The 18,739-nt window shown below is 44.3% G+C and carries 16 protein-coding genes; 15 read left to right on the top strand and 1 reads right to left on the bottom strand.

The window, feature by feature from the left end:
- The first annotated feature begins 44 nt into the window (after nt 1–44).
- The 10 genes from AB432_RS16380 (at nt 45) to AB432_RS16325 (ending at nt 11,539) form a co-directional block, all read left to right on the top strand.
- Nucleotides 45–1,304: an MFS transporter gene (locus AB432_RS16380; protein WP_048033188.1), complete on the top strand. Its 1,260-nt coding sequence runs from the start codon at nt 45–47 to the stop codon at nt 1,302–1,304.
- Nucleotides 1,305–1,367: 63 nt separating this feature from the next.
- Complete coding sequence (locus AB432_RS16375) at nt 1,368–2,876, top strand: fatty acid--CoA ligase family protein (protein ID WP_048033187.1); 1,509 nt, start codon at nt 1,368–1,370, stop codon at nt 2,874–2,876.
- Between the two features lie 318 nt (nt 2,877–3,194).
- Nucleotides 3,195–3,998, top strand: a complete 804-nt coding sequence (locus tag AB432_RS16370; RefSeq protein ID WP_048033186.1) for an extracellular solute-binding protein — start codon at nt 3,195–3,197, stop codon at nt 3,996–3,998.
- Between the two features lie 37 nt (nt 3,999–4,035).
- A complete protein-coding gene (locus AB432_RS16365; RefSeq protein WP_048033185.1) occupies nt 4,036–4,494 on the top strand; it encodes a hypothetical protein in 459 nt (152 codons plus the stop codon).
- A gap of 96 nt (nt 4,495–4,590) precedes the next feature.
- The gene (locus AB432_RS16360) at nt 4,591–5,136 is read left to right on the top strand and encodes an RNA polymerase sigma factor (protein WP_048033184.1); all 546 of its coding nucleotides are present in this window, start codon (nt 4,591–4,593) and stop codon (nt 5,134–5,136) included.
- Nucleotides 5,133–5,855 carry an anti-sigma factor gene (locus AB432_RS16355; RefSeq protein WP_048033183.1) on the top strand — a complete coding sequence of 241 codons (723 nt, stop codon included), beginning with the start codon at nt 5,133–5,135 and terminating at the stop codon, nt 5,853–5,855. The genes AB432_RS16360 and AB432_RS16355 overlap by 4 nt, the downstream gene beginning before the upstream one ends.
- 1,029 nt (nt 5,856–6,884) lie before the next feature.
- Nucleotides 6,885–8,273 carry a helix-turn-helix domain-containing protein gene (locus AB432_RS16340; protein ID WP_048033181.1) on the top strand — a complete coding sequence of 463 codons (1,389 nt, stop codon included), beginning with the start codon at nt 6,885–6,887 and terminating at the stop codon, nt 8,271–8,273.
- 362 nt (nt 8,274–8,635) lie between these two features.
- A complete protein-coding gene (locus tag AB432_RS16335; protein ID WP_082195945.1) occupies nt 8,636–8,890 on the top strand; it encodes an aspartyl-phosphate phosphatase Spo0E family protein in 255 nt (84 codons plus the stop codon).
- A 197-nt stretch (nt 8,891–9,087) separates the two neighbouring features.
- A complete protein-coding gene (locus AB432_RS16330; RefSeq protein ID WP_048033180.1) occupies nt 9,088–10,578 on the top strand; it encodes an aminotransferase-like domain-containing protein in 1,491 nt (496 codons plus the stop codon).
- Between the two features lie 43 nt (nt 10,579–10,621).
- A complete protein-coding gene (locus tag AB432_RS16325) occupies nt 10,622–11,539 on the top strand; it encodes a D-alanine--D-alanine ligase (RefSeq protein ID WP_048033179.1) in 918 nt (305 codons plus the stop codon).
- Between the two features lie 58 nt (nt 11,540–11,597).
- Here the strand turns inward: AB432_RS16325 and AB432_RS16320 are convergent, their stop codons facing one another.
- A complete protein-coding gene (locus AB432_RS16320; protein ID WP_048033178.1) occupies nt 11,598–12,155 on the bottom strand; it encodes a helix-turn-helix domain-containing protein in 558 nt (185 codons plus the stop codon).
- A gap of 126 nt (nt 12,156–12,281) precedes the next feature.
- Here AB432_RS16320 and AB432_RS16315 point away from each other — a divergent pair, with 126 nt between their 5' ends.
- The 5 genes from AB432_RS16315 (at nt 12,282) to AB432_RS16295 (ending at nt 18,700) form a co-directional block, all read left to right on the top strand.
- Entirely contained in the window at nt 12,282–13,238 is a 957-nt protein-coding gene (locus AB432_RS16315; protein ID WP_048033177.1) for a PLP-dependent cysteine synthase family protein, read from the top strand.
- A 198-nt stretch (nt 13,239–13,436) separates the two neighbouring features.
- A complete protein-coding gene (locus AB432_RS16310; protein WP_048033176.1) occupies nt 13,437–14,426 on the top strand; it encodes a MerR family transcriptional regulator in 990 nt (329 codons plus the stop codon).
- 96 nt (nt 14,427–14,522) lie between these two features.
- Complete coding sequence (locus AB432_RS16305) at nt 14,523–16,142, top strand: ABC transporter substrate-binding protein (protein ID WP_048033175.1); 1,620 nt, start codon at nt 14,523–14,525, stop codon at nt 16,140–16,142.
- A 27-nt stretch (nt 16,143–16,169) separates the two neighbouring features.
- Nucleotides 16,170–17,618, top strand: a complete 1,449-nt coding sequence (locus AB432_RS16300; RefSeq protein WP_048033174.1) for a serine hydrolase domain-containing protein — start codon at nt 16,170–16,172, stop codon at nt 17,616–17,618.
- Entirely contained in the window at nt 17,615–18,700 is a 1,086-nt protein-coding gene (locus AB432_RS16295; protein WP_048033173.1) for a serine hydrolase domain-containing protein, read from the top strand. Before AB432_RS16300 ends, AB432_RS16295 begins: the two co-directional genes overlap by 4 nt.
- Nucleotides 18,701–18,739: the final 39 nt, after the last annotated feature.

The following is an 18,739-nucleotide window of genomic DNA, read 5'->3' as shown; positions in this document are numbered from 1 at the left end:
GGGAACAATGGCAGTCTATTTCCTACACAAATGGAGTGATTCACATGATGGCCAGAATCACAATGGTTATGTTATTTGTGCTATACATGATCAATTATGCGGATAAAACGATTGCGGGATATTCTGCCGTGCCGATTATGACCGAATTTTCATTGAACGAGAAGGAATGGGGACTTGTCGGAAGCAGCTTTTTCTGGCTTTTTTCCATCGCCGGGATTGTAGGCGCCGCATTATCGGACCGCATCGGGACGAAAAAAATGCTAGCGATCATGGCGCTGTCCTGGACAGTCATCCAATTTGGCGCTTATGCGATCGCGGGTTTGCCGATGCTTGTCGTTGCGCGGGTATTGCTTGGAATAGGGGAAGGGCCATTTTGGGCAACGGTTGTCAGCCATTTGAACAAATGGTTCCCTGAAGAAAAGCGTGGACTGGTTTATTCAACGGTGAACTTCGGTGCTTTCGTCGGTGCGGTTGCTTCCGCACCGATGATTGTCGCGCTAATTGATAGCTATGGATGGCGATTTTCCTGGGCGTTTATGGGCGCACTCAGTCTGATATGGCTCTTGGTCTGGCTATGGATTGGAAAAGAAAAACCACTTGTCAGCGTCGCTCCTGCAAAAGTCGAAGCTCCCACCTTGCCAAAAGCGAAATGGTCAGATATATCCGGTGTCTTGCTCTCATCCACGTTTCTATTCTGTTTTTTAATCTATTTTGCACAAATTTGGGGGACGACGTTTGCCTCCGTATGGGAGCCTGTCTATCTCGTCAAGGTTTTCCAGTTTACGAATCAGGAAATGGCCTATGCGATTGCTGGCACGGGACTTTTGGCTGGACTGATGACCATTCTGATATCTTCGATTGGTGATCGTTTCTTTAAAAAGCATCGCAGCTATCGTAAATCATATGTTCTGGTTGGCGGTGTTTCGATTATTTTAGGGGGACTGTGCTTTTACGGTGTTACCCTTGTTCAATCTACGGCACTTGTCTTGATCCTCCTGTGCCTCGGAAAAGGATTTGCTTTTTCTGTAGGAACAGCCGCCTCTGTCATTGTCAGTAGCTTGTTGCCGGAACGCACGGGACTTTTGGTAGGCGTGTTGTCCAGCTTAGTTACTTTGGCAGGGATCATCTCGCCGCTGGTAACGGGCTCTATCGTTCAATCAGCCGGAGATATCGGCACTGGTTTTGGCAACGCCATGATCGTCAACGGATTGCTCTTTATCATTTGCGGCGTGCTTTTCCTGCTCTTTGTGAAGCGCAATGAACAAGTCATTCAATCAGCACCGCCAATCACCCATGTTTCCTAAAAGTAATACTTTATAGGCTTGGTTATAGATGTTAAAATTTTCTGAAAAGGGGGTAGATGTGTGATGTATCATTTGAATGAAAGCCTCATGCAGAGCGCGAAACAGTTTTCGGATCGCCCAGCCTTCATCTTTATGGGAGAAACGACTACGTATGCACAATTCAATCAGCAGGTCGAACATCTCGCGGCAGGACTTGCCAGGCACGGGATTGGAAAAGGGGATGCTGTCGCCCTGCTCATGGATAATCGGCCCCATTTTGTTAGCGCTTACTATGCGATACTCCGCGTAGGAGCAGTCGTTGTTCCCATGAACCCCATCTATACAGCGCGCGAAATTAGCTTCATTCTAACCAACAGTAAAGCAAAGGCAGCCATTGCCTTATCCGCGTTACAGCCGGTACTAACCCCGATGAAGGACCAAATAGAAGATTTACAGCTTCTCATCTACACGGAATCCATTGAAAATGAAATAACGATCGATCAGCTTGTACAGGAAGGGCAAGGGTCAGAGACAGGGTACGCGGAGCCGGAACGAAACGAAGATGACCTCGCTGTAATCCTGTACACATCAGGTACGACGGGCCAGCCAAAAGGAGCGATGCTCTCCCACCGCAATATGGCTTCGAATGCGGAAGCGATGGGGATATTGTTCGAGCTGGTGCCAGAAGATCGCATGGTCGCGGTACTTCCGATGTTTCATGTCTTCTGCATGACGGTGTGCATGAATGGCCCGATTCGCACGGGAGCGGCCATTATTATTGTGCCGAAATTTCATCCGGCAGACGTCCTCCAAACGATTCAGGAGCAAAAGGCCACATGTTTTGCAGGTGTTCCGACCATGTACAACTATCTGCTACAGTTGCCGACTGCGACAAAAGAAGATTTCTCCTCCATCCGGATATACTGCTCGGGAGGTGCATCCATGCCCGTCGAGCTCCTGCACAAATTCGAAGCGAAATACGATGCCAAGGTACTGGAGGGCTACGGTTTGTCAGAGGCGGCTCCAGCTACAACGTTTAACCCATTGCACGGGACCAGAAAGCCAGGATCGGTTGGAGTCGATATCCCGCTCGTGAAAAACAAGGTCGTCGATCCCGAAGGAAACGAAGTCGCACGTGGAGAAGTGGGCGAGCTGGTTGTACATGGGCCAAACGTTATGATAGGGTACCTCGGGTTGCCAGATGATACGGCTGCGGCGCTTCGAGATGGTTGGCTGTATACGGGAGACATGGCTCGTATGGATGAAGAAGGATATGTGTACATCGTTGATCGGAAAAAAGACATGATTCTCGTTGATGGTTATAACGTGTACCCGCGTGAAGTAGAAGAAGTGCTTTACCAGCACCCAGCGATTATCGAGGCCGCTGTGATTGGAATTCCTGACGAGGTACATGGCGAAGCAGTCAAGGCATTTGTGGCATTGAAGGAAATTGCGGTTTCCCAAGAGGATATCATGGCATTTTGTCGTGACAAGCTGGCGAAATACAAAGTTCCCCGTCAGGTCGAATTCGTAGCTGAGCTTCCTAAAAACAGTACGGGGAAAATCTTGCGTCGCTCATTGCGCACCTCGTAAACGATCGCATGATTAAATGAAAAATGCCAGTGAGTAAGGAAGCTGCACAACTTTTCAGCTTGCTATGCCAAACTCACGTATATAAAACAGATGCGAGAGACCAAGAATTCGCTTCGTGTCAGAACATGAAAAAGATCGCCACACACCAGGCCAAGTTGGCGTAGGTTGTGCGGAGATCTTTTTTTATTCACAGACTAGTTTTCCATAGATTTATGAAACTTTCTTACCATTTTGCGATTACAAGCAAACCGTTTCCAGCCTCCCTTCGTTTCCTTTGATAGTACCGTGAAAAAACATGTGTGAAATGGAGGAAGAATGATGAAGAAGATCGTGTTCCTAGCAGCTCTATTGCTCTTTGTCTTTACGTCTGCCGGAATGTCAGCCTATGCACAAATGGACGGTAAGTCGGCGTCCCAGGCGACATTAAATGCCAGCCAAAGTGATCAAGTCATCCGGGTATACGGACCAGGTGGACCACTTGGACCGATCAAGGAAGCTGCTGAACAATTTTCAGCTGAAACAGGAATGAAGGTGGAAGTAACAGCCGGACCAGAGGGCAATTGGATCGGCCAAGCAAAGCAAGATGCAGATATTATTTTCGGTGGCTCCGAGTATATGCTACAGGACTTCATCTTTAACCACCCCGAAATGATCGACACGAAATCACGTACGGCGCTTTACCCGCGTGCTGCAGGAATATTGGTGAGGAAAGGAAATCCTAAGAAGATTGAAAGCCTGGAGGATTTAACGAAAAAGGGAGTCAAAATAATCGATGTGAATGGAGCTGGCCAGCTTGGCCTGTGGGAAGACATGGCAGGCAGAAAAGGGCTGATCGAAGGCATTTCTCAAAATATTAACCTTTCTGTAAAGTCGAGTGCCGAAGCCATTGAACGATGGAAATCGAATTCCAGCCTGGACGCCTGGATTACCTATGAATCGTGGCATTACCGGCTCCAGGATGTGACTGACCTGGTCGAACTGCCCGAAGAAGAAAAGCTCTATCGAGGAACGCCGATCGTCTTGACGAAAATCACTGATCAGAAAAAAGAGGCACAGCAATTTATTGATTATTTAAAAACGGAAAAATCTCACCAAATCTTTCAAAAATGGGGCTGGAAGTAAGGACGAGTCTTAATCTAAAAAACGGGGAGGAACATACATGAAAAAAGCAGTTTTTACCCTTGCGATACTTTCGATTATTTTTGCTTTGGCTGCCTGCGGAAAAAGCACGGAGGTAAAAACAGAGACGGTTCAACCCGAACAAGCCTCGGTTGTCAGCCTCCAGCTTTTGCAGAATGAGAAAGCTGGAGGGTACCTGGCGGATCCACAGGGAAGGGCCTTGTATTACTTTAAAAAGGACGAAGCAGGAAAAAGCAATTGCAGCGGAGACTGCCTGGCAAACTGGCCGGCATTTACCCAGGAGGATTTCGCTGTCCCGGAAGGTTTTGACAAAAAGGATTTCAATACGATCATAAGAGAAGACAACGGGAAGAAGCAGGTTACGTACAAAGGATTTCCTCTCTATTATTTTGCAAAAGACCTGCAAAAAGGGGATGTAAACGGACAAGGAGTAAAAGATGTATGGTTTGTCATAAACAGCGAAACAGCATTTGAATAAGCCTGCCCAGGGAACGATCAATCGCGGTCGTTCTCATCTTTACTTTTAAAATAGTGTTATGGCAATATATTTTTATCCAAGAGCAGGGAGTGCCACATGAAAGAAAATTATGATGCGGAATTAATGCGATTGGTAAACGAAAAAAATGGTCACGCATTAGAGGAACTCTATGATCGATATATAAAGCTTGTTTACAGCTTTGTTATGAAGTTTTGCAATGGGAATGAGGATAAGACGAAAGAGATTATTCAGTTGGTCTTTTTGAGGCTATGGACAACAAACAGCTATTACGATCCTGCTCAAGGCAGCTTTGTAAATTGGCTCCTCACGATTACCCGCAATATTTGTATTGACTACCTCCGCAAAGAGAAGAGGCATACGCAACACCATCAAGAGGAACTTGAAGAGATCGCCGACCCTGCTAATACAGTCGAGCAACGAGTAAATACGAATGATATTGCAATGGCGAAAAACAAATTGCCGACGGCGCAAAGAAAATTAATCGATTTGCTTTATTGGAAAGGGTATTCTCTTTCAGAGATCGCCAAGCTGGAACAAGAGCCGCTCGGCACGATTAAAAGCAGGCTTCACCAGGCTCTTAAAGGATTGAGGAAGCATTTGGAACTGGAGGATTTAAAATGAGAAGGGTTTGTGATCATTTAATTCCATATATAGCAAATGAGCTCAAGGAGAGCGAACACATGGCCTTTGCTGAACATTTAAAGAATTGTACGGAGTGTAAGAAAGAATATCAGGAATTATCCCAGGCCTGGCAGGCTTTGCCGTTCGATTATACCGAAATCGAGGTGCCTGAATCGCTAAAAGGCGAGGTGCTGGGGTTTGTTTTTGAGCAAAAAAGGAAAAGCGGTACCGAAACATTCATGACTAAGATGAGGAAGCTCTCTATGACGCTCAAAAGCCAGTTCACTCCAGTTTCAACCGGTATCATGTGCGGATTGTTGCTCGCGTTTATTGGCCTTGGAATCGCGAATGTACAGGTAAAAAATCGCCATGCAGAAAATATTCCCATTGAAATTTTAACGGCGATTCCCTTAAAAGCAGCCAAGCAAAGCCACCCGGGAACAAACGGCATGGCCTATATTGTCCAGCAGGGATCAGAGAAAAATTTGGTGGTGCAGGTTCACGAATTGCCCGGCGTCGAAGGTTCACAGGTTTACCAGGTTTGGCTGCTGAAAAACAGCACGAGGGAAAATGGCGGCATATTCAAGCCCGACGAAAACGGATCTGGAATACTGACCTACCAGCTCGCCGAAGGGCAGACTTTTGATCAAATCGGCATCACTGTCGAACCGGACGCCAACAGCAGACAACCAAGGGGAGAAAAAATAGCCGGGTCATAGCTGGAACAGAAAAGGACAGATACATTTTATATATCTGGCTAACCGTAGCGTTCAACTTCTATGCAAATGGCAGGAATTGCGCGCTCAAGCTATTACAAGAGGTAAATATGTGTTGGAAAACTATGGTATACATTATGAATGGAATGAACTGGAGTATCATGAGGATATTTTTACTGCTTTCCAATTTAACTTTAATCTGGAGGGTGATAAAAACTTAGGTGAAGTACGATTGATACCACTTGACGATTGGAAAGCAAACTTAGAGAAAACTTGCGATAATTGGTTCTTTGAATTTACATTTTGGAGTTTCTGATTGAAGGGACGAGCATAGCCTAGCTAACGCCAAGCCATTCTGTATGCCGCTCTGGAGTTGATAAAGATACATAAGCTCTATTAAACTAATGGACCAGTTTAGTTACATATGGCTATACAATATTTAAAGAAGTCCAAATGGACTCCTTTCGAATTCATCTATTTTGATTTAGTAGCTTTGAAAGAGGTTAGGGGCTGGTGTAAAACTTAATTCTAAAATAACCATAGTTTGAGCCAAAGAAAAAGCTGATAATTACCTTTTTTTATCAAGGTCATTTATTTCTCTTTCAATAAGAGACACTGAAATTTCGAATGCTTCTATCCGCCTTTTAGCTAAGGTAATTTGAGGTTTATATTTAGTAGGATTCTCTTTCGCTTTAAAAGTTTTTACTGTTTCTCTTACCTCCCCGATTTTTAACGTAATGATTATTAATTCTGCACTTCGTCTAGCGAGCAAAATAATATATCAGAATACGAAGGGGTTTGTCAAGAATAGACCTAATTTTTTGTCTTATTAAGTAACGGGTTCGTTCATTCAATAAAACAGCGGGAGTCTAGGACTTTATTTTCTGGTCCATGGCTACCGCTGTTTTGATTGAGAGGGTCAGTCTAAAGCTTTATTATCTTACCATTAAAATGAAAAAGAAATATTTCGTGCACCTTCCATAATAACCCATTTGATTGTAAAATAAAGGAAAAATAAAAGGGTGATCCATTATGGGGGGACTGCTAGGGACATTGCAACAGTCGCTGCGGTCAGAAATCGAACAACATCGGCGAGCGCGCGGTTATACATTGAGCAAACTAGGGGATTTAACCGGTATTAATCCGGGGACACTGAGCGAGATTCTAAATGGGAATCCACCTCGGGCTATCACCATAAGTCAATTAGACGCGCTCGCTGTGGTGTTTGGCTACGAGCCTGGTTGGATGTATGAATTATATCCCGATGAATGTTTATATGAAGGGAAAATTTCGCGCCCCCGATTGATACCTTACTTGATTCGAAGCGCTGAGAATGGACGAAAGGATTGCATTGAAGCTGTTGCCTCCCAATTGTTGGAGAATCCCAAAAATATCTCCATCCTGTTTACTGTAGCTGAGCAATTATATGAGGATGGGAAACTGGGAAAGGCGGTGCCATTCTATGAGTACGTAATTGAGAACGAGAAAGATAGCTACTCTACCCAGTTTGTGATGAGTCACTACCGATTATTTCAGGCCATTCTCGGGACAAATGCTGATGAGAATGAGAAGGCTGTTATTCGCTTTTCTCCATATCGAAAGCGATTACCAGAAACGGATCAATTAGACGCTTTATTAAATTTGGCGAAGGTTTGTTTCACTTTGCAAAAATGGAGTGAAGCAGAAACCTACGCAGATGAGCTACGAGAGCTTTCCAAAATTATCTACCAAGATAAGCTGCAAAAACGCAGAAAAAATCGAGCGGCAGAGTTGATAAAAACAGAACGTCCGCTCGTCTACTACTACGGAATGGGTTATTTATATAAAGGACTAGTCCTACAGATGCAAGGCGCTTATTCCCAATCCAAAGAATATGTACAAGCATACGCCGATTTACATTGGTTTGAACTTCTTGACGAAGACGGGATAAGAATCGTTGAGCGGTTTGCAGTCTTTGCGAAGGCGAATTTTTACACACTGGAAGTATTAATGGGGAATGAAGAAATCATTAAGGAATATACCGACTATCTAGCGGAGCAGCCTGTTGAAATCCTTCCGGGTCTTGTTACGATTATGGAAGCTGCTAATAAATATCACTTTTGCGTGGATGAGGTTTTATTACGCCTCTCTGAAGATATTGCTAGATTCCATGAACGAACATTGTTGGTTAATATGGTTCAGCATCTCCAATATCGTTATCAGAAAGCAAAATATGATTTTACAAAGGGACGCATTGAAAGTGGACTCAATGAAACCCTGCACTGTTTCGTTCTATCGGATTTAATGAATCGACATTATGATGCTCTGCAATGTGTACAGTTGTTTGAAAAATATCGCCATCTTGCCTCGCCATCACAAATCCTCCAATATCAAGCCATTGTAATTGGAGAGAAGAAGGCTGAAGCTACATTTATAAACTAGTTGTATGACAATGTATCAACACTCACTAAAAAGATGATAAGTAGAGAGGATGAAAAAGAATGAAATATGTTCTCCTAGCACTTCTTCTAACGTTTGGGTTTAGCAGTGGCATCGTTTACGAACCCCAAAAGTCTGACACATCACACGTAATTAATTATCAACATGGTGCAGATTTTTAGGAATAGTTGATAAGACACCCCAAAAAAACATCCTTTCGATAGGATGTTTTTTTCTATTCCATTTTTTCTTAGTTGGTAAATTCTTGCATATTCATTTATAGTTTTATTAATGTCATAATTTGTAAATGTCAGGAGGTGCTTAACATAAAAGCTCTCGCCAGTTCATTAGAAAGGGATGTCCCTGTGCACCTAGGAACATCCCCGAAAAAAGAATTAGAAGGTGCCCCGAAAAGCAAGTGCACGATCTGGGGCACGGGAATAGAAGCAAGTCGCCACCACTTGGATCTAGAAACAAGCATCGAACAACTCCGACAACAAATGATTGAATTGGCAGGTAAACACGGTCTGACAAGTGACGTAGTTTTGGGGGTAAGCCAGCAATTGGACAAATATATTGTGATGGCGCAAAACAACCATAAAGCGGATAGCATCTGGTAAAGGATTCACTATCTGCCTACTAAAAATGACTACAAAAGAGGAACCCTTAGGAAAATGGGTTCTTTTTTACTTTCATTTTTACCGCTGGGTGGATGCTGATTCCTGCAGAGGAACCACAGAAGGATGAAAAATCCAGTGTGGTGGTTCTTTTTTTCTCTCGTTTCTCATGCCATCATTATAGACGGGGGCGATGAAGGATGTTCCAGGATTTCAAGCTTGTTAGTGACCGGCCAGTCGCGATACAAGTGAAAGAATACATCAAACGTTTAATAATCAAAGGCGCTCTTCAGGTGGATCAAAAGCTGCCCTCCACACGAGAAATGAGCAGTCTGCTAAAGGTGAGTCGCAATTCGGTGATTGCAGCCTATGAAGGCCTGGAGGATGACGGATTTGCGTATGCGATTCCCGGCAAAGGCAGCTATGTTACCGCTATGGTGGGCCATTTGGATGCGAATAAAGGAGGAGCTGACGGCTCCGATTCCTGGCAGATCGACTGGAAGGCACGAATGAACGAATATGCTGTATCCGCTGCAGAGCTGGATATAATGAAGCAGGGCATTCGCACCAAAAAAGGAGCTATTTCGTTCACAAGCATTGCGCCGGATGAGCAGTTGTTTGATCTGGGGGATGTAAGGCGAGCCTTTATGGATCGGATGGCAATCGAAGGACAGGTACTGCTCAACTACGGTTATGCCAAAGGCTACAAGCCACTAATTGATTACTTGAAGCGTTATATGGAGAATAAGGGCGTCGATTTAAGCGGCAAGGATATGCTGATTACAAGCGGGTTTACGGAAGGTTTTGACATAGTACTGTCGGCGCTGCGCCCTTCTGCTCGCCGTGGGGCAGCCATTTGTGAAAATCCGACCCATCATACAGCGATTAAGAATTTGAAGCTGCAAGGATTTGAGATAACCGGTATTCCGATGGAGAGTGATGGTATTGATGTGGAGCAGCTAGAGGCGGTATTGCAGAAGCAGACAACCAGCTTCGATCTGGCTTATTTGACTCCTTCCTATCACAATCCGACAGGCATTGTCATGTCGCCAGCAAAGCGCAGTGCCGTTCTGAATTTACTGATGCGCTATCAGATTCCAGTGATCGAGGATGGATTCAATGAGGAGCTACGCTACTCGGGGGCGCATGTTGCGCCATTAATCGCGACAGTAGGGCAAGGTAACGGAGTCATCTATATTGGTAGCTTCTCCAAGGTACTCTTTCCTGGATTGCGAGTGGGCTGGGTACTTGGAGACAAAGCCCTGATCGACAATCTGGAAAGCATTAAGCGTGCACGAACCATCCATACATCTACCATCGATCAATCGATACTCTATCAATATTTGCTGAATGGAAATTTTGATAAATATGTAAAAAAGGCCCGCATGGAATATAAGCGCAAATATGAACTGACGAAGGCTTGCTGTGAAGCACATCTCCCCGAGGTGCAGCTAACTGGCGACGGGGGCTTGCATTTGTTTCTTACCTTTCCGTCAGACGTAAATACACGCCAGCTACTAGAAGCTTGCACAGAACACGGAGTCATTTTTACACCGGGGGACAGATTTTTTATTCAAGAAGGAATGGGGACGAATACCTTGCGACTTGGTTTTTCACGAGTAACGGATGAAAATATCGAGCGGGGTATTCAGATCATCGGCAAACAGGCACGTCGCTTTCTTGAGACATAACGATTCCAAACTGCACAACCATTTGAAAAAATGAGGTGTCATCATGAAGATAGGCGTCATTATGGGTGGAATTTCTTCAGAGCGTGAGGTTTCTCTGAAGACTGGTCAAGAGATGATCAATCATTTGGATCGCAGTCGCTATGAGGCAGTTCCCATTGTCGTTACGCAGCGAGCGGATTTAATCACACAGGTTCAGCAGGCAGACATTGACTTCGCGCTGTTGGCGCTGCATGGCCAATATGGTGAGGATGGCACAGTGCAGGGAGCGCTGGAGACACTTGGTATTCCCTATACAGGAAGCGGTGTCCTGGCAAGCAGCCTATGCATGAATAAGCAATTGTCTAAGATGCTGCTGAAGACGGCGGGCATTCAAATGCCTGCAGGTCTGTACTGGAAGGACGTTTATGATCCTCAAGCGGTAGAGCAATTGGGTTACCCGGTGATCGTGAAGCCAAATTTGGGGGGATCCAGCATCGGTGTCCAGCTCGTGCAAAATGAGAAAGAGCTGCTGACGGCTGTTCAGGAAGCAAGCCATTTGGATCAGGGGATCTTGATTGAGCCCTATTTGAAAGGGACGGAGCTAACCTGCGCGATTCTGGATGGCGAAGTACTACCGATTATCGGCATTCGCTCGGCGCATTCAGAGTGGTTCGACTACCGAGCAAAATATGAAGACGGCGGCGCGGAGGAGAATGTGATCGAGCTTCCACCGGTTATCCGGCAGCGTGTGCGCGAGGCGGCGCTCGCCAGCTACCAACTGCTACAGTGCAAGGTCTATGCAAGGGTCGATATGATTTTGTGTCAGGATATACCTTACGTACTAGAAGTGAACACCTTACCGGGGATGACCGCCAACAGCCTGTTTCCAAAGAGTGCAGCTGCAGCAGGTATGACCTTTACACAACTGCTGGACCGTATTATTGCGAGCTCGCTCCATGAGCGAAAACAGGAATGGGGGTAAATATGCTAGTGATCTAACGGAAGAGAAACCCTACATGTAGTGGGGTTTCTCTTTGTTTTCATTGACTCGAGTAGTGAATGACGACGGAACATTTTACAATACTGTCTCCGTTGTTTCGATAAATGTGAGGCCTGTCTGCTTTAAAAATAAGAGTATCCTCAGGTTCAACGATATAAACTTGTTCATTGACAACAACCTCTAGCGTGCCTTCATTTACGAGAATGAATTCCTCAACCCCTGTTGAATGCGGTTCTGCGATATGCTCGCATCCTGGTTCAAGGGTTACCAAGAAGATCTCAAACTGTTGTTCTGGATTATAGGGAACCAGTGGATATACTCGATACTGTCCGTTATTTTCAATAATCGGATTTACTTCCTTCTTTTTTACGATCGTAACATTCGGCTTGTACTGACTAACGAGTGAGGAAAAGGATAAACGCAACCCGCTCGCTATTTTCCAAAGGGTTGTGATAGTTGGAGCCGACTTGCCTCTTTCGATTTGTCCTAACATTGTTTTGCTAACTCCTGTTATTTCAGAAGTTTTATCCAAGCTCAAGTTTCTTTCTTTCCGAATACGTTTTATGTTCTCTCCAATATTTGTGTGAAATTCTTCCATAAAATGCCCTCCATAGAGTTCGTGCGTTATCTTGTACGTCTGTACGTTATACATTACAATCGAGCTATATATAGTTTGAAGCAGACACTATATAGTCCAAAATATACGAAAAGAGGCGCTATGTCTATGGAGAACACGATTTTATCAGGCGTTCATCAAGCGATTGGTAACACTCCTATGGTTCGTCTTTCTAGGCTAACAGAAAATCTCGATGGAAATATTTTTGCCAAACTGGAATATGTAAATCCCGGCTTTAGCAAAAAGGATAGAATCGCCTTGCAGATCATTGAAGAGGCTGAGAAGGCTGGAATACTAAAACCAAATGATACTGTGGTGGAGTTAACGAGTGGCAATACAGGGACAGGGCTTGCGATTGTTTGCGGAGTCAAAGGGTATCAATTCGTTGCTGTCATGTCAAAAGGAAATTCAATGGAAAGAGCGAGGATGATGAAAGCTCTCGGAGCAGAAGTTGTTTTAGTAGACCAAGCGCCTGGTTCTCCTATCGGGCAAGTATCTGGTGAAGACCTTGTGAAAGTGGAAGAAGTTGCGCAGCAAATCACAAAAGAAAGAAATGCGTTCCGTGCAGACCAATTTCATCACATTGGCAATATTCATGCTCATGAATTTCACACGGGGGAAGAAATTTGGAAACAAACGAATGGAAAAGTAGACGTTTTCCTTGATTTTGCCGGTTCTGGTGGCACTTTTACAGGTTGTGCGAAAACGTTAAAAAAGTATAATCCCAACATTCGGTGTTATTTAGTTGAACCTTACACCGCACCGTTCTACTCTGGTAAAGCGGCTACTAACCTCAATCACAAAATCCAAGGTGGGGGATATTCCATGGATTTACCTCTTTTGGATAAGAGCTTCGTTACAGACTACATCCATGTTACAGATGAAGAAGCGACACAAGTTGCTAGAGAACTAGCAAGAAAAGAAGGAATATTCGCAGGATTTTCTTCAGGAGCAAATGTTGCGGCTGCCTTACAGCTTTTGAAAGGGAAAGAAAAAGGGGCAAATATTGTGTTAACGATTAATGATTCAGGACTTAAATATCTCAGTACTGATCTCTATGAATAACTGCAAACTGTCCGATTATGTAAGCGTTATGAGTTTATGAAGTCAGGTGTCAACAACCACCTGGCTTTTTCATGGTCAAATGACACTTCATTTTTTATGACGTTGACCAAAGAGATCCCCATGTAACCCCTTTATTCATAATGCCCCTTGAATCTCAAGTTACTTGAGGTTTTATAATTGATTAGGAGGTGTTGTAACGTGTACGGAAAGGCGAGTAACAGTTTAGACACCACACAAAAGTTCTCCATAGGACAAGTGGCGAAAATAACAGGATCTTCTGTACCCACTGTTCGTTATTATGACGAAATTGGCCTGCTTTCACCTTCTGAGATAACTCCTGGAGGCCATCGTATGTATACGGCAGAGGAAATATGGCGGTTAAAACTGATCCTAACCCTTCGCTATTTAAACTTTGGGATTGATGAGATTAAGAGAATGTTAGCTGGAGATACCCCTGTTGATGTGGCGATAGAATGGCAAATCGAAGCTTTGGACATCCAAATGCGTACGCTTGCCAGTATGAAGTCTATTTTGGAACAAACAAAGCAGAGTAAGGATGGCAATGACTCCCTGAGCTATATGCACGAGCTAATTGAATCCATTTCCGCAGATGCATTGGAACGAGAAAAGTTTATTTTAGAAAAAATGTTTTCGTCCGTTTTTCCTGAACAATTTCCGGTTGAATGGCGAGAGATATTTTTACTAGGGGTTAACGTATCTTCCTTGCTGGAAGGCAAGCTTTCGGCAGCGCAAACGGCTGCATTAGATGAGTTTGAGGAAATGTTTAATGATCCACAGATTGTCCGCGAGATGAAGCAGGATGTTATGACCTTCCTGGAAGTAGTTCACCTGCCTAAGATCAGTGTGGAGATGTGGAGCGCCAGATTGCTTAAAAACCATCAACAGTTGTTGAAAGCTGCGGAGCAACATGCAACTCCAGACAGTCCTGTCGTACAGGCGAATATTCAAGAGTATGTCTTACTGTTTGCGGATGTTGATGAACTCCCTGTCCCGCAGTCATTTTTCCGTCGATTTGCTGAAAGGTTGCTTTCAAACCAATCAGAAAATCTCGAACGTTTCAGAAGAATTTGCTCAATCCTGTATCCTAGTCTGCAACCGTATATGAAAACAAATGAATTATTCTACCAAGGATTACAGTGGAAGCTCCAACAACTGGATGAAGAGTAATGTACTCTTTGTTACTGCTTGCGAAGGAGGTGAAATCATCTGTCATCATCGGAAGCTCTTTCAAAAAGAAAAGGGTAGGAGGTGGCATGCTGACACATGAAGAAAAACAAGCGAAAAACGTACAGTGTCTTTTGGGGGGGATTCGTCACTCTATGTATGTTCTTGGTCGTTGGTTGCAGCACGCAAACAACTGTGCCAGCCGAGCAACAGGAGAGTGCTGAACCCAAAACGGGCGGAACCATAACAGTAGCGTACCCTTATGAACCGGATACGTTAGATGCTCACATGTCTGCTGGATCTGCTGGGGTCTATACCTGGTTGCTCGGTGGATCACTGCTATATAAGGATCCTGCCTCAAACGAATACAAGCCCTCTCTAGCAAGTGACTATAAAATTTCTGAGGATGGCAAAACGTGGACCTTCACCATTCGTTCCGGGATTACCTTTCACGATGGAACACCGCTGACTGCCAAAAGTTTTAAGGAAACCTTCGATCGTGCTCTTAATCCGCAGACAAAAGCAAAAACAGCCGCTGAAGTAATGGCTCCAATAAAAAGTGTGAAAGCGCCAGACGATCAGACCCTCGTTCTGGAACTACACGAACCTAATACTGCCTTCCTCGATTCGCTAGCGAATTATGTAACACAGCCGTTATCATTGAAAACAATTGAAAAGGCTGGGGAGGATTACGGCAGGAGTCCTGTAGGAGTAGGGCCGTGGAAGTTCGAGAGCTGGGATACGGGCGAAGGTGTCACGTATGTTAGAAATGAAGCTTTTCAGTGGGGAGAACCATATTATGAAAATCAAGGTCCTCCAAGAGCTGACAAGCTTGTCATAAAAGCGATTGCTGACAGCCAACTCAGATTGTCAGCGCTAGAGAGTGGTGCTATCGATGTAGCAACGGAAATACCTGTGAAAGACGCGATATATTATCGGAATAATTCGAAATATCAAGTGATAGAACGCTTACGTCCTGGATTGGGCTTATTGATGGAGATGAATTTGAAGAGATCACCGTTTCAAGATATTCAGGTGCGTAAAGCATTTCATATGCTTGTCAATAAAGAAGCCATTGTCCAGGCTGTTACGAAGGGAGAAGGCGAAGTAGCCCATACGCCATTATCTCCATCGACGCTAGGGTATGACAAATCCTTAGAAAAGTACGGGTACGCGTATAATGTGAACGAAGCCAAGAAATTGTTGGACGATGCTGGTTGGAAAGTAAATGGAAGTGGTGTGAGAGAAAAGGACGGAAAAACACTGAGTCTGAACTTACTCAGTACCGCAGATTTTGACAAAGAAGCCCAATTGCTCCAAGCCATGCTGGGAGAGGCTGGTATCAACATAATGATACAGAATCTAGAAATAGCAGGGTACATGCAGGAAGTCGTCAAAGGTAATTTTGATGTAACGTTGATATCGGGCGCCTATGATGACCCTGATATTTTATATTTTTATTTTCATTCCAGCGGTGCCTACAACCTGTCTGGTGTAAAAGATGACAAGCTGGACGCCCTCCTTTTGAAAGGGCGTACAACCATACAGACTAATGCCAGAAAGCAAGTGTATATGGATGTACAAAAGCAACTGATTGAGCAAGCGTATGTTGTCCCTCTCTATTATGAAAAGGCGTTTACTGTCTTAAATTCTCGAGTAAAAGGAGTAAAGTGGACATCTGTCATGCCGACGTATAATGACAGCTGGATCGAGAACTAACTACATGTCAACAAAGGAGAGAAACGCATGCAAAATAACGGGTGGATTGATTCTTTTGAACAATATGCTCAAAACATGATAACAGAGGGTCAAGTTCCTGGTGTTTGTATGGGTTTAGCAAAAGATGGTCAAATCTTCTATAGTAACGGATTTGGCTTCCGTGATGTGGAACGGCAGTTAGGAGTTACAATCGATACGGTATTTGGAATTGGCTCCATAACAAAATCCTTTACCTGTGTGGCGGTCATGCAATTACAAGAAGCGGGTAAGTTATCCGTGCATGACCCTGTTGTCAAATATTTGCCGGAATTTCGTCTGAAAAATCTTGATGTGGGGCAAATCACGATTCATCATTTTATGACGAATACGAGTGGAATTCCTCCCTTGCCAACGTTTTTTGCGAGTGTGATGCGAAGTTTGGAAGAAAATGAGGCAGAAGACCATCCATTACTGCAAAACCAGACAGATGATACGGTGCCAATCGATACGTACGAAGATCTGATGCGTGTTATCGCTTCATTAGATGTAGAGCTTTTAGGGCCACCAGGTACAGAGTTCAGTTATTCTAATGATTGTTTTGCCTTGCTGGGAGCGATCATTGAACGCGTCAGCGGGAAGTCGTATGAGGCTTATGTCAAGGAGCATATCATAGACCCAATCGGGATGGAGCACACGAGCTTTTTTCTGGAAGAGCTGAATGGCTATGAGAATATTACAAAGCTGTATATCATGCGAGACAGAGGCGATCACAAGGAAGTGGTCTCATCTCCGAATTGGTGGGATACTCCCGCTTCTCGTGCGGCAGGATTTATAAAATCAACGGTGCGGGATATGTTGCGATATACGGACATGTTCTGCAAAGGTGGCCTTACAGCAGGGGGAAATCGAATCCTGACACCGGAAAGTGTACAACAAATGATAACCCCTTACTTTCCGACTGACATGGTACCTGGTCAATTTTACGGGTACGGATTGGTAATCACTTCTGACTACTTTGGAAAAAAGTTGGTGGAACATAGTGGTGGTATTAAAGGGGTAACGGCTCAAATGTGCTTCTTTCCCGAAACAGGATTGGCCGGAGTGGCACTGTCCAATCTAGAAATGTCACCGGTTTTGGCTGTTATGTTGGGTGCGTTAAATAGTCTGGAAAACCGCCCTCCAAAATCCTCTCATCTGGTTAGCAAGATTGACTTCCTAGCAGAGGAAGCTATGAAACCATTCGTGGGGGATTATCAATCGAGCGAGTTTGGGACATTGCCGATCCGATTGGAAAATGGTCAACTGGTGCTCTCTTTTTTGGGAGAAAACTACGTAATGAGACCATTTGCTGAAGATCTCTTTGTAGTCCGGGCTTTTGGAACAGATTTCTCCGCACGGTTTATCAGATTGGGAAATAATGAAATTGTTCGAATGGCTTTTGCTGGAAGACAATTTACTATTCAAGATAAAAAAACGAGTGGGGGAAACGAAAAATGACCCAGCGAGCCAAGGTAAGTGATGCGAGATGCCGCCAGCTTGATGAGCTTTTTTCTACGATTGCCGAACAAAACAATTGGAGCGGCAACATCTTGATTTTGGAAGATGGAAAACCTTTTTATCAAAATTCCATAGGAATAGCCAATCTGGAGACGGCTGAGAGATTGTCACCGCATTCGGTATTTGAACTCGCATCGGTTTCCAAGGCGTTTACAGCAATGGGCATCATGATCTTGCAAGAGCAAGGCAAGCTCGACTATACAGATAAGATTGACAAGTTCTTTCCAGATTTCCCTTATGCCGATATTACTGTAGAAAATCTACTTGTGCACACATCCGGTTTGCCAGATTACATGGAATTGTTTTCGCAATCTTGGGACAAAAAACAAATTGCTACGAATCAAGACATGCTCGAACAGCTAATCAAGCATCGACCCGACGTGTTGTTTCAACCCAATGAAAAGTATGAGTACAGTAATACCGGCTACGCTTTATTGGCTTCTATCGTAGAACACGTAGCTGATACACCATTTGCTGATTTCTTGCAGCAACACATTTTTCAACCACTAGGTATGCAGCACACGAAGGTGTACAACCGAAGATATTCTCCTGAGTTGACTCAGCATTACGCCTATGGATACGTGTATTCTCCTCAATCTGAAGCATTCGTGTTACCGGATGAATCAAGTGAGCATGATTTTGTCATTTATCTGGATGGCATTCAGGGAGACGGCGCGGTCAGTTCAACACTGGATGACTTGCGTATGTGGGACAGAGCTCTTTACACAGAAAAGCTGGTCAAAAAAGAGACACTAGAGAGAGCGTTTTCCCCAGTGCAGCTTACTGACAACAGTCTATCTGATTATGGATATGGCTGGCGGCTGCGTGAAGATCAGGTGACAGGAAAAGTCGTACATCACGGGGGTAGCTGGCCGGGGTATCGAAGCTGGATAAGACGATACATTCATACCGATAAAACGATTATTTATCTCACAAACGTGGATCAGGAACGTGAGTGGACGGAAAAAGTAGTAGAGGCAGTCGAGAATATTTTATTCGAACAGCCGTATGTCATGCCGTAGCCATATAAAAAGAGGAGCCGCCATTGACGGTTCCTCTTT

The sequence above is a fragment of the Brevibacillus brevis genome (genome assembly GCF_001039275.2).
GTDB classification, from domain to species: domain Bacteria; phylum Bacillota; class Bacilli; order Brevibacillales; family Brevibacillaceae; genus Brevibacillus; species Brevibacillus brevis_C.
The sequence above is the reverse complement of the archived record's forward strand: the minus strand, read 5'-3'. Positions and strand labels throughout refer to the sequence as shown.

Bases quoted from the DNA above. Each gene is read 5' to 3' on its own strand.
- AB432_RS16315 (WP_048033177.1), top strand. From the start codon at position 12,282: ATGGAGAACACGATTTTATCAGGCGTTCATCAAGCGATTGGTAACACT.
- AB432_RS16325 (WP_048033179.1), top strand. From the start codon at position 10,622: ATGAAGATAGGCGTCATTATGGGTGGAATTTCTTCAGAGCGTGAGGTT.
- AB432_RS16360 (WP_048033184.1), top strand. From the start codon at position 4,591: ATGAAAGAAAATTATGATGCGGAATTAATGCGATTGGTAAACGAAAAA.
- AB432_RS16295 (WP_048033173.1), top strand. From the start codon at position 17,615: ATGACCCAGCGAGCCAAGGTAAGTGATGCGAGATGCCGCCAGCTTGAT.
- AB432_RS16330 (WP_048033180.1), top strand. From the start codon at position 9,088: ATGTTCCAGGATTTCAAGCTTGTTAGTGACCGGCCAGTCGCGATACAA.
- AB432_RS16375 (WP_048033187.1), top strand. From the start codon at position 1,368: ATGTATCATTTGAATGAAAGCCTCATGCAGAGCGCGAAACAGTTTTCG.
- AB432_RS16305 (WP_048033175.1), top strand. From the start codon at position 14,523: ATGAAGAAAAACAAGCGAAAAACGTACAGTGTCTTTTGGGGGGGATTC.
- AB432_RS16355 (WP_048033183.1), top strand. From the start codon at position 5,133: ATGAGAAGGGTTTGTGATCATTTAATTCCATATATAGCAAATGAGCTC.
- AB432_RS16370 (WP_048033186.1), top strand. From the start codon at position 3,195: ATGAAGAAGATCGTGTTCCTAGCAGCTCTATTGCTCTTTGTCTTTACG.
- AB432_RS16340 (WP_048033181.1), top strand. From the start codon at position 6,885: ATGGGGGGACTGCTAGGGACATTGCAACAGTCGCTGCGGTCAGAAATC.
- AB432_RS16365 (WP_048033185.1), top strand. From the start codon at position 4,036: ATGAAAAAAGCAGTTTTTACCCTTGCGATACTTTCGATTATTTTTGCT.
- AB432_RS16320 (WP_048033178.1), bottom strand. From the start codon at position 12,155: ATGGAAGAATTTCACACAAATATTGGAGAGAACATAAAACGTATTCGG.
- AB432_RS16380 (WP_048033188.1), top strand. From the start codon at position 45: ATGATGGCCAGAATCACAATGGTTATGTTATTTGTGCTATACATGATC.
- AB432_RS16300 (WP_048033174.1), top strand. From the start codon at position 16,170: ATGCAAAATAACGGGTGGATTGATTCTTTTGAACAATATGCTCAAAAC.